The sequence below is a fragment of the Nitrosovibrio sp. Nv4 genome, assembly GCF_900215485.1.
Classification (GTDB): domain Bacteria; phylum Pseudomonadota; class Gammaproteobacteria; order Burkholderiales; family Nitrosomonadaceae; genus Nitrosospira.
In genome coordinates this window covers 686,669-698,242 of record NZ_OCMZ01000002.1, presented here as the reverse complement: position 1 = coordinate 698,242, position 11,574 = coordinate 686,669, and the positions used below count along the sequence as shown (strand labels likewise).

Sequence of the window (11,574 nt, the reverse complement as noted above, 5' to 3'; positions counted from 1 at the left end):
ATGGCAGGCATAGGATTTGAAATTCGCAAAATCCTGGAGCGCGACAGCTACTGGTCGGTGCTGCGCGCCTACGGCTACGCGGGTTTAGTCAGCGGCGGCCCATGGGTGCTTTCTATCCTGAGCATCATGATGATCGGCATTCTTGCCGTCACACTTGGTGTCGCGCAGCAGGAGGTCAACGCATTCCAGATTTGCGTCACTTACCTCATGGCGGGCTCGTTAATCTGGACCGGCGGCATGCAGCTGATGTTTACGCGTTTCGTCGCGGATCGGACTTATGCAAACGACAAGCCCGAGGTCCTGCCAAACCTGTTCGGCGTTCTGATTATCACGATGGCGGGCGGCTTCGCATGGGCTGGCCCGTTTATTTTCTGGTCTTTCACTGGATCGTTTTTCCAGCAACTGTTGTTGCTGAGTAATTTTGTCGTACTGAGCGGCATGTGGATCACCCTGATCTTTCTATCGGGAATGAAGGCCTATCGCCGGATAGTCTGGACATTAGCCAAAGGTTATCTGCTCGGTATTGTGGTGGCGCTGGTGGCATCTACATGGGAACTGAACGGTTTATTGCTGGGTGTATTGGTGGCTCATGGCTATCTGCTGTTTTCGTTCCTGCATCATATCGTTCGCGAATATCCAGGGAACTCCCTGCTCAAATTCGATTTTCTCGACCGCAACCGAAGTTTTTATAGCCTGTTCGCAGTCGGAACTCTATATTACCTGGCAGTATGGATCGATAAGTTCATTTTCTGGTTCGTGCCGTTCACGTCCGAAGCGGTCATCGGTCCGCTGCGTGCCTCCATCATCTACGATCTTCCTATTTTTCTGGCCTATCTGTTTATTCTGCCCGGAATGGCCGTGTTTCTCGTGAGTATAGAAGCGGACTTCGCCGAACAGCACGAGCGCTTTTACCGTGCCGTCCGGGAAGGCGACACGCTTATGCATATAGAATACAGGCGCGACCGGATGGTCTATGCCGCCCGACAAGGAATCTATGAGATTTTCAAAGTGCAGGGTTTAACGGTTGTACTGTGTCTGCTATGGGGCAGGGACCTGTTGCATGCTGTTGGCATTTCTCCATTATATATTCATTTGTTTTACATCGATGTCGTTGCAGTCAGCGTGCAGGTATTGCTGATGGCAATTCTCAACGTGCTCTTTTACCTCGATGCCCGTCGCGAGGTACTGATTGTTACAGCATGTTTTTTCATCACGAACCTGCTATTCACCTTTGCCACATTGCAACTGGGAGCGGAAACATTCGGCTACGGATTTGCAGCATCGGTAACGCTGTCGGCCTTTCTCAGCCTGTTCATCCTATCGCATAAATTCAACCGCCTGGAATATGAAACCTTCATGTTGCAGAATTAGGCGGAGGAATTGGAACGGAACTGAGTACCAGGAGTAGATAGGTTATCACGCTGCATCGATTGCGCGTGGCGAGACTTGACCTCCTCCCGCCTGTCGAGATATCTCACACCTGAGGTGAGAGCCGGAATCCCAAGGTCGTGTAAGCCTTTCATTCACATCGATAATGTTTTTCTGAGCTATTATGGCATAGTAATTGCTTGATAGTTCGCAACAACAATAGCAGCTGCTTCCAAACCGGCAACCCCTCGCGCTTCTTGATCTGGGAATGCCTGGCTTCTGCGTCGCGCAGCGCAAATCGAAAGAAAAACAATAATAAGGTGTTCATACACCACGTTTCATCTTGGCCCGCTTCACGCGGGCTTTTTATTCCTACTGGCCGGGTTGGACGCGAGGCGCAGGCCGGTGGGAGTACCCTCAATCCGACATTTTTATTTCCCAGAAAAGGCGTTGTAATGTGAGTTGATGGGTAAATAGCGCGGTATTGAACGGATTCTCGCACAATCTGATCCGCGAGAAATTCAAAATGGGCTTACTGGTCAAGGGCAAATGGGTCGATGAATGGTACGACACCAAATCGACGGGGGGCAGTTTTGTCCGCACCAACGCTCGGTTTCGCAATTGGATCACGGCCGATGGAAGCCCTGGACCGACCGGCGAAGGCGGTTTTCCGGCTGAGAAGGGCCGTTATCACCTGTATGTGTCGCTGGCCTGCCCCTGGGCGCATCGCTCTCTGATTTTTCGCGTCCTGAAAGGTTTGGAAAACATGATTGGAATATCGGTCGTCAATTCCTACATGGGGGATCACGGCTGGACGTTTGAGGAGGCTGCGGGAGTGGCGCCCGATCCCGTGGGTGGCGCCCGCTATCTTTATGAGGTCTACCTGCGCGCGGCCCCTGATTACAGCGGGAGGGTAACCGTGCCGGTGCTATGGGATTTACAGCGGGATACCATAGTCAGCAATGAGTCGGCGGACATTATCCGCATGATGAACGCGGCCTTTGATGGCATAGGCGCAGTGGAAGGGGACTACGCGCCTGCTGCACTGCTGCCGCAGATCGACGAGATCAATGGGCGCATCTATGACAACGTTAATAATGGTGTGTACAAGGCCGGTTTCGCCACTGATCAGCGAGTCTACGAGCACGTGGTAGCGGATTTGTTTGACTGTCTGGGCGAACTGGAGCAGCGTCTGTCGCGCCAGCGTTATCTCCTGGGTAGCCGTATCACGGAGGCTGATTGGCGGCTATTCACTACGCTGATCCGCTTCGATCCGGTTTACCACGGCCACTTCAAGTGCAATCTCAGGCGTTTGATAAACTACCCCAACCTCTGGAGTTTTGTCCGTGAGCTGTACCAGTGGCCCGGTGTAGCGGCAACGGTGAACATGCGGCATATCAAGGAGCATTATTACCGCAGTCATCCTACCATCAACCCCAATCGTATTGTACCTGCAGGTCCAATTCTGGACCTTGATCAGCCTCATGATCGGGCACGGCTGCCAAATGCCATTGAGAATGATGGGTAGACTGGATGGCATAGCGAACCCTGTGGAGAAGAAGCCGCCGAACGCTTTCATGGACGTCATCAGAACGTCAGTCCTTATTCGGACCCGTGAATGATGACCAATGGATGGGGGCGTAGCCAAAAATGGAGAGGGATTCCTTCCGACTGATTGTCGGATTGCCCGACACCGATGAGACCTGCTCCGTTAATATCCTGGCGGCATCGCTTTCGCAGCCCAAGGGAACATCTGCATTAGGACGTGTTAACCCTGATGGCTAACACATCCTAATCTGTGCAGGTTCTTTTCTCCTGGATGAGCAGAAGCGCAGGATGCGGGTTCCTTCGCTGCTTCACGCTAATGTTTCAGTTTTGTTTTCGTCGAGCCATAAAGCCCATCAGGCCAAGACCTGCCAAAAGCATTGCGTATGTTTCAGGTTCTGGGACTACTCCGACAGTCGCGGTCTGGGTCAAGGAAAAAGTATAAGTGTTCCCAGCCCCAGGGTCGGGGAGGTTCAGGTTGAAGTAGCTATCCTCGACCGAGGCGCCCGCCTCCAACTCTCCAGTAAAATTCAATTCCCTGGGGCCAGCAGATACTGAGTCGAGAGTGAAGTTAGGGGCGAAATCCGGTGCCAAGTAATGATCAGCGCTAAAGTAGTTGAAAACAACGCCATCGCCAGGAATACCCACAGACTCATCAATATGCAAGTGGAGGTCAGTAAATGCTGTTGCAGTGCTATTAGTGATTGTTTCATATATATGATGTTCTGAATTATCCCCTTCCGTATGGGCAACCGTGAACCTCAGAGTGACAGGATCGGCACTGGAGAACGCGGTTGAAAGATACTTAAACGTAGGAGCAGGATCTTCAAAAGAAAATGACCCCAAGCCTGGTCCGCTCGCTGTGATGCCGGTTATGACGGAAGAAGCGGTTGCGGTGGCAACTGATCCTCCAAAAGCCATAGCAACCAGTAGAGACTTTGTTGTTACGTTCATTGTTTTCCTCCTGAAATTAAAATTTCACCTCTTGGTACTTGCGCCGCTTGTTAAAAGCTAAAGCCTGTTCGTCGGCGTCCGAATGGCATCCTGAATGCTTGGTACATGTATTAAGGCGAGCATGCGATCAGACTACTTGCAGCTCCTCGTCAAGCCACGGATTTCTCTGGTTTTAATTCCCGGCAGCCATCAATCAAGGCAGGCGTGATGACTGTCGGGAATCCTGGTTTCTCCGCAACTTGTTATTGCGAGACTCTAACCATCTTGCTACGCAGAGATGGCGGAACATCTTCTAAAAGAACAATGCGAGTTGTATTCTCAACTGTTCTACCCTGTCTTGGTGCTTGCAATGTGACATCTATTTCATTTGTATCCAGTTTCCACATGGCTCCCGTTGCAGGATCAACGATGAGCCAGCCGATAACTCCTCCAAATACCAGATTGCCCGCAACATACCAGCCATTAACCTTTGTATCCACAGTAATATTTTGTTCTGCAAAACCTTCTTTTTTGATGTTTACCGAATATTTTTTACCGCTGAAATAGCCCTTCTTTTTCTCAAGGGGCAACGAGGTAGGCGTTTTGCCTTCGAATATTTTGGTGCCGGATTCATCCAGGATCACAATAGTCGCCTGATCAGGTGCACTCCGGACATTCAAGGTTTCATGAGCACTATTCCCCATGATGGTGGCACAGCCAGCCAGCACAGTTGAAGCGAATAAAACCGGTATTGCTTTCCACATCTTCATATTTCCCTCTTCTTCCTAACAGTTGATAAAATGTAACGCCTGAGTATGAGCTTGGGAGCGTGACCCTAATAGAGAAGCAGAAAACGTGCCCGCCATACCCGGAGGCAATTATTGGATCATGAGCGGCAAGCAGGCAGTGCTGGAACCTGCCGCAGGCGTATCAAGCTCGTCTGACGCAAGATGGGGAAGCAATTTTTCCAACCGGCCCACTTCGGATGGGTCACCACTCAGGCCAAACATGTCTATTGAATTTGATTTCTTCATTACGTGCTTCTCTTGATTATTCATCAGCTAGAATCGCGGAATTGAAAGGAAAATTCATAAAGGTTCGGTTAAATATCGGTTAAATATTGCTCAGTTTATTTTTCTCAACCCTTCCATAAGGTTAAGATGTGTTCAGGAACAATGGCGTGCAGACAAATTACTTGGAATTCCATCCTTTCAGGCTGGATAAAACCAACGCGATCCTGTGGCGCGGCGATCAGGTAGTGCGGTTACGTCCGAAGAGTTTCGCCATGTTGTGCTATCTCGCGGAGCGATCCGGCACGCTTGTGACGAAGGATGAGTTGCTTGATGAGGTATGGCAGCACCGCTGCGTTGGAGAAGCAGTGCTGAAAGTATGCATTAACGAATTGCGCCGGACTCTCGGTGACAATGTTTCAGCCCCAAGCTACCTTTTAACTGTCCCCAGGCGCGGCTACCGTTTCATTGCCCCGGTTACTAGATCTCCACAGGAAACGGAAGAAGCAGTCTCCACTGTTTACCTCAAAAACCAGCTACCTGACAAAGCCGAATATTGGATAGACCGGGGTTCGCCACAAACTCGTCTGCTGGCTATTTGGCAGAAATCAATGAAAGGTTCGCGCCAAGTCGTTTTCGTCACAGGGGAGAGCGGAATCGGCAAAACGACGCAGATCGAGATGTTTCTCTCCGCAGTATCCAGCCAAAATCCGGGCGTCTTGCGCATGCGTTGCGTAGAGCGCTTTGGCCAGGGTGAAGCGCTGCTTCCTATGATCGAGGCTATTGAAAAGCGTTGCAGTGCACCTGAGGGAAGGAAACTCGTCGAGCTGTTGTATCGACACGCACCGGTTTGGCTTGCGCAATTGCCGTCAGTGCTACAACCCGAAGAGCGCGCAGCGCTTCAGCGCGAGATTTTTGGTGCAAGCCGTGGACGTATGGTGCGAGAAGGCTGCGAGTTGCTGGAAACCTTGAGCAAGGTACCCTTGATTCTCGTGCTTGAGGATGTCCATTGGAGTGATCACGCAACACTGGACTTTTTAAGTCTGCTTGCACAGCGTCATGTGCCGGCGTGCCTGATGGTGCTCGCGACATATCGTCCCGTCGATGCAAGCCAGCAGGTGCACCCGGTTACGGTGATCCATCGGGATTTGCAACTGAGGGGAATCTGTTCCGAAGTTGCCCTTGGGCCGTTTTCCCGCAACGAAGTCAAACATTACCTCACTCGGCGTTTTCCAGGCATAGACATTCCCGACTCGATGAGCCAATCATTTTTTATCAGAACCGGCGGGCATCCTTTGTTCATATCCAATCTGATCGAATACTTGATAAATCAGCATCAATGGTCGCCGTCGTCTCAAAAAATTGCGGTGGATACAGCGCTGCCGGAAACCATCCGCAGGGTTATAGAACGTGAAATCGAACGATTGAGTCCGGAGGAGCAGCGCGTTCTGACGGCAGCGAGCGTGGCCGGAATGCAGTTTCGGGCGAGCCTGCTTTGCGCTGTTCTTGGTATGGAGATCGTCGAGGTAGACCGCTGCTGCAATACCCTGGTCAGACGCGGCCAGATATTGGTATCCGATGGAATGGAGCAAAGCGCGAAAGGGGATGTTGCGGGCCACTATGCATTCCGCCATGCCTTATACCTTGAAGTTCTCTACCAGCGGCTTTCTCTCGCTGAAGCGATACGAATGCACCTTCGCATTGGAGAATGTCTTGAAGCGTTATACGGCGAGCAAAACGTCGAGCATGCAGGTGAACTCGCTCTGCACTTTGAAAACGGGTGGGAATGGCTTCGGACGATCCGCTATCTGGTACAGGCGGCTGACAACAGCACCCGGCGCTTTGCCAATCGGCAGGCGCACGACTACCTGGTGCACGCCTTTCAGGTAATAGAACGTTTACCTGCGGAGCAACAGGCGGAAACAAGCATGAGCCTCCTCAAGCAATCAGCGGCGGTAAGGCGTTCGATGGGCGACATGGCGGGAGCGAAAACCGATCTGGAGAAAATGCTGGCGGTGGCAAGAGCCTTGGGAAACAGCCGGGAACAGGTTGTAGGACTCCTCGAATTAAGTCGAGTCCTTGTTTTGTTGAATCGCCTTGAGTGTCTCGAGTTCGCGGAGCAAGCGCTTTCAGCTTGCGTAGCCCTTGAAGACAAGATCCTGCAGGCGATTGTCAAGGGCATGTGGGGTGGCCTGAACCTATTGTTGCGGCCGTGGCGGAAGGAATATTCTGCCGCATGTCACGAATCCATGGATGCGGTTCGCGCCACGGGAAATCCGCTAGCGCTTCACTCGCGGTTGACCCAGCACATTTACGTTGAATTGCTGGCCTCGAATTACCAGAGCGCTGCGACGACAGCAGTCGAGGCGCTAGCGCTATCGCGCTTGTTGGGAGATGGCTACATGTTCATGGCGGGCCATTACTACTATGGTTTAACTCTGCTGCATGGCGGTGAATGGGGCAGATTGCGCGAGACTGCAGAACAAAGCAGGCGTGCGTTTGAATGGCATGACGGCGGTTTGCTGCTTCGGTTGCATCATCACATCTTGATGGGCTGGTTGCATGTGGCGGGCGGTGATTTTTTGGGTGCTAAAGCATATTGCGAGGAAGCGCTGTCGGAAGGCGTCGGTGCCTGGGCTGATTTCGTCACGGTTCATTGTTCCGCAATCCTGGGAAATGCCCTGTACGGACTAAAGGATTATGCTGGCGCCATTCGATGCTTTGACGCTTTTTTTCAGGCGGAAAAAAATAAGGCTCTCCCGATATTCTCCAACTATTTCTTCCCTGCTTGCCTTGGAGCGGGGGAAACATGGCTCGCACTAGGAAAATTGGATAAGGCGCGTGACCATGCGCAGCGCTTATGTGATCTTTCCAGCGGTCCGCCTGAGCGCACCTATCTTGCACTCGGCCACCGCCTGCTTGCCGAGATTGCGATAACGGAAGAGGTTTTGGACGAAGCGAATTCGCATATTGCGGAGGCGCTCGAAATCGTTGAAAACGCGAAAATTCCCCTTGCCGCGTGGAGGGTCTACGCGACTGGGGAAAAACTGTATCATCGGCTGGATGACGTGAGAAGGATGAGTCACTGCCGATCAAAAAAACAGGATGAGATCGATCAACTGCTCAACTCTCTTCAAGTATCAGACCCCTTGCGGGAACATTTGCTAAATCTTGCGGAAAGCCACGATTCCCTTTCCTCAACAGGATACAGCCTGGCCTGAGGCAATTTTTCAATCATCCGCACGCTAAAAGCCTTGTTACGTGGATACAAGGAGCTTTTTAACCTAAATCCGCCCAGTGGCCTCATAAAAGCATGAGCGTGCGCCTGGGGAAGGCCATTGATCGCTCATCGAGAATTGCCTTGTTTGTGCGCTTCTATCCGCTTCAGGAAAACACCCATCACTTCCCGGTAGAGCACATCCTTCAGCACCGCATCTTCATTGCCAGCGTCCACATTCGGATTGTCATTGACCTCGATTACTTTGCACCGGTTATCCATCTGCTTGATATCCACGCCGTAGAATCCGTCGCCGATAAGATTGGCCGATTCAAGGGCAATCCTGATTACTTCTTCAGGCGTCGCATCCACCGGGATAGCCTCTGTGGGGCCTTCACTCAGCTTGCGCCGGCGCTCGTCGCGCTTGATGACCTGCCAGTGCCCTGTGGGAAAGTAATATTTGGCGACGAATAACACTTTCCGATCGAGTATGCCGACCCGCCAGTCGAATTGGGTAGGCAGCCATTCCTGGGCAATAATCAGCACAGAGTTGGCCAGCAGTTCGGTTACCCTGGGTATCAGCTCGGCTTCTGTTTCGACCTTTACCACCCCGCGCGAGAACGAGCTGTCCGGCTGTTTCAGGATGCAGGGAAGACCCAGTTCCGGGACGATTCGGGAAATGTTGTCCCGGTGCACCAATAGCGTTTTTGGGGTCGGTAAATTATGTTGAGCGAGGAGTTCGGCCAGATAGACTTTGTTGTTGCACTTGAGGATGGAGTCCGGGTCATCGATTACCACCAGTCTTTCTGCGGATGCCAATCGCGAGAAACGATATGTATAGTGGTTGACAAAGGTTGTGTCGCGAACGAATAAGGCGTCGAACTGAGGTAGGCGGCGGATGTCGGCGTGTGTGACGAATTCCACACGCATGCTCAGTTCTTCGGCGGCTTTTTTGAACTTTTGCAAGGCTTTTGCGTTGGAAGGGGGCTCGGGATTGTCTGGATCGTGAAGGATGGCAAGGTCGAAGCGCGGCGGATGCTTCTTCGACCATTTCCTGCGTCCCATGAAATATTCGGTAGCCGCAAGCACTGCAAACTCCTGGTGATCAGAAGGTATATCGCCTGCGCCAATGGCTCGTACACCGCGCAGACTCCATTGGTTGCGATGGCGTTCAAAACGAGCCGACAGGAGCGGCACCTGCAATAAGTTGAAAAGTTGATGGCTGAGCGAATCGTAGCCGGCTGTACTGCGGCCAAAGTAGACGCCGAGTTCGAGATCATCCATCTGCCGCGGCGCCAGCTGCCGCTGAATCAGATCTTTCATATCCTCGGTAAGATGGCGCACCAGATTCCAGGACTGTAAATCTTCGATGGCGCCGACCTTTGGCAGCGGTTTATGTCCGCGTGCCTCGGCAAGCAACGAAACGTAATAGCCCGAGCCCTGGTAGCGGTAGGATTTGCAAAGATTGAACAACTTGACAGAGCGGCTCATGACACCCGTGCCACGGTTGGAGTCATGGCCGGTGGCATGGCCAACAGCGAAAGCGGGATCGGTCAGATAAGTTTGTGCTGCGACAATCGTTACATCGGGAACCTGCAGAGGCCAATCTTCGGGCTCATCGACAATAATGAGTATATTCATGAAAGCTCGACTCTCGAATGCGGCAAGTTCGTTATCTGTTTCTCTAAGGTTATGCTACGGATCGGGCCCGGTTTCTTCGCCGGTGCGTTCGAAGATGAGCTATCGGGAATTCCGACCGGCGTTTCGACCGGCACTCTTGCTCGTCTCGCCGGGCCGGGTGCCGGTGCCGCGCAGATTGATGAACTTGCTTAAGGTATCAAACCAGAAGGACGCTCCCATCGAGACGGCGAGTACGGAAATCAGCAGACCGAACGTTTTGTAAAAGGCCCAGCCCGCGAATCCCCACGACAGCTCTGGACTTCGAAAATAGCGGGGGTCATCAGGATTTTTGGAGTCAAACGACCAACCGACCGGCAATTTAAGGTTTTCCGCCGTTTTAAGGACCATCTGCAAATCGGGACTGGTACTCGCTTCCCCGCCTGAGCCAGACTGCGATGGAGAGGATGCAGCTGCCGTTTCTCCGGATGCTGGTTCGGTCGATTTCAAGACAGGCTGGACCTTTACTGCGTTCTGTGCCGCGGCAACGAGGGACGCGCGCAGCGCATTATCCTTTGAAAGCCGCTGGATAAGCATTACTGTATCCGCATTGGAAACGACAACGACCAGCGCCGCCAGGCAAAACAGCACCCTTTGCGTCCAGCGCTTGTACCAGCCGCCAACCCTTTCCATGGCGTTGTTGAACCAGTCCTCAAGGTTTTCCCGAAAGGCTTCCGCCTGGCGGTCCATTGTGGTCACTTCACGGCGGGTTTTATCCACAAGAACGAGAAGCGTTTCTTTAGTGTGTCCTTCGGGAAGGCTGTTCAGCCCTTCCTGAATGTTGCCCAGCGGGTCTGGATGCTGGGCGGCGAGCTCGCGAGCATAGGCAAGCGCCTCTTTCAAGGTGGCCCCTGCCGTCGTGAGCAGCTTGACCTCCTTGGGATTTTTCGCGGAAGCAATCGCGGCGCGGCGCGCATCCAGCATTTTCACCGCAGCGTTTATACTGTCGATGCTATTCCTGGCCTGTGCTGTCTCCCTGGCGAGATCGGCGTCACCAGGCGCTGCGCTCGAAGCTTGCAGGGCATGCTCATATGCCTCCTTTGCCTCGTCAGCGATAGTTTCCAGTGCTGTGCGGGTCTGGTCTCGAGCGGTTTTCGCCTGATTGGCCGCGTTGGCAATCTTGGGATCGTTAGGGGCCGCTGCCGCTGCTTCCCGAGCTTCTTCATATGCGTCTTCCGCCCTTTCGGCATTATCCAGCAGTTCGCCGTATTTCCCTGCAATAGCGCCGCGGGCAGCAAGAATATCCAGCAAAGCGAGCGAAAAATTAGAAGAGGACATGTACGACGGCAAGCGAGTCCGTTTGTCAGGATTGGACGCATACTGTGAAATGCCGCCTATCAGTCCATGATTGTAGACTTGCTGCGCCAACCCGGTAAATTTCGGATCGTTGAGAAGGTTTTTAATGCCCGCCACGAGGTTTTTTCCCCGCTTGTCAATCAGCGATGCGATCCCCTCGTTGAGTGCGGTGCATATCAGGCTGAGCAGCAAGTAGACGAAAATGATGCCGATCGCGACTTCCAATATATTTGAACCGAACATTTACGCCTCCATCCATAGAACCCTGAGCGCGTCATGCATGATTCAGTCTAGCAGAATAACGCTATTCCGCCGCGGAGGCGTGGCTTATGCAAGCACAAGCAGGGTGACTAGGCGTAATTGGAACAGTGACAATGTATCCGAAAGAGCGAGAGAGTAAGCAATAATCGGCCGTATTCCGCAGCGATTCCCCTGCAATGCTCGACATAACTTACGGGCAGCTTATGGGTTTGGAAATGGCCGGCCGGAAAGACACCCTTGCGGCAACTTCGTCAGACTGTCATAGTC

General features: G+C 52.6%; 8 protein-coding genes. 3 read left to right on the top strand and 5 right to left on the bottom strand.

Annotated features, from left to right (window positions below; translation table 11 throughout):
* Positions 1-1,371, top strand: a complete 1,371-nt coding sequence (pelG, locus tag CRO05_RS11440; RefSeq protein WP_097067298.1) for an exopolysaccharide Pel transporter PelG — start codon at positions 1-3, stop codon at positions 1,369-1,371.
* Between the two features lie 481 nt (positions 1,372-1,852).
* Positions 1,853-2,896 carry a glutathione S-transferase family protein gene (locus CRO05_RS11435; protein WP_304528818.1) on the top strand — a complete coding sequence of 348 codons (1,044 nt, stop codon included), beginning with the start codon at positions 1,853-1,855 and terminating at the stop codon, positions 2,894-2,896.
* Positions 2,897-3,237: 341 nt separating this feature from the next.
* Here the strand turns inward: CRO05_RS11435 and CRO05_RS11430 are convergent, their stop codons facing one another.
* The 3 genes from CRO05_RS11430 to CRO05_RS15570 form a co-directional block, all read right to left on the bottom strand.
* Positions 3,238-3,867, bottom strand: a complete 630-nt coding sequence (locus CRO05_RS11430) for a PEP-CTERM sorting domain-containing protein (RefSeq protein WP_097067297.1) — start codon at positions 3,865-3,867, stop codon at positions 3,238-3,240.
* 242 nt (positions 3,868-4,109) lie between these two features.
* Complete coding sequence (locus CRO05_RS11425) at positions 4,110-4,616, bottom strand: hypothetical protein (protein WP_097067296.1); 507 nt, start codon at positions 4,614-4,616, stop codon at positions 4,110-4,112.
* Between the two features lie 108 nt (positions 4,617-4,724).
* Positions 4,725-4,880, bottom strand: a complete 156-nt coding sequence (locus CRO05_RS15570; RefSeq protein ID WP_159462733.1) for a hypothetical protein — start codon at positions 4,878-4,880, stop codon at positions 4,725-4,727.
* A 146-nt stretch (positions 4,881-5,026) separates the two neighbouring features.
* Between CRO05_RS15570 and CRO05_RS11415 the strand changes: the two genes are divergently transcribed.
* Entirely contained in the window at positions 5,027-8,077 is a 3,051-nt protein-coding gene (locus CRO05_RS11415; protein ID WP_097067294.1) for a winged helix-turn-helix domain-containing protein, read from the top strand.
* A 125-nt stretch (positions 8,078-8,202) separates the two neighbouring features.
* Here the strand turns inward: CRO05_RS11415 and CRO05_RS11410 are convergent, their stop codons facing one another.
* On the bottom strand, positions 8,203-9,714 hold the full coding sequence (locus CRO05_RS11410; RefSeq protein ID WP_097067293.1) for a RimK family protein: 1,512 nt from the start codon (positions 9,712-9,714) through the stop codon (positions 8,203-8,205).
* Between the two features lie 99 nt (positions 9,715-9,813).
* The gene (locus CRO05_RS11405; protein ID WP_097067292.1) at positions 9,814-11,289 is read right to left on the bottom strand and encodes a hypothetical protein; all 1,476 of its coding nucleotides are present in this window, start codon (positions 11,287-11,289) and stop codon (positions 9,814-9,816) included.
* Positions 11,290-11,574: the final 285 nt, after the last annotated feature.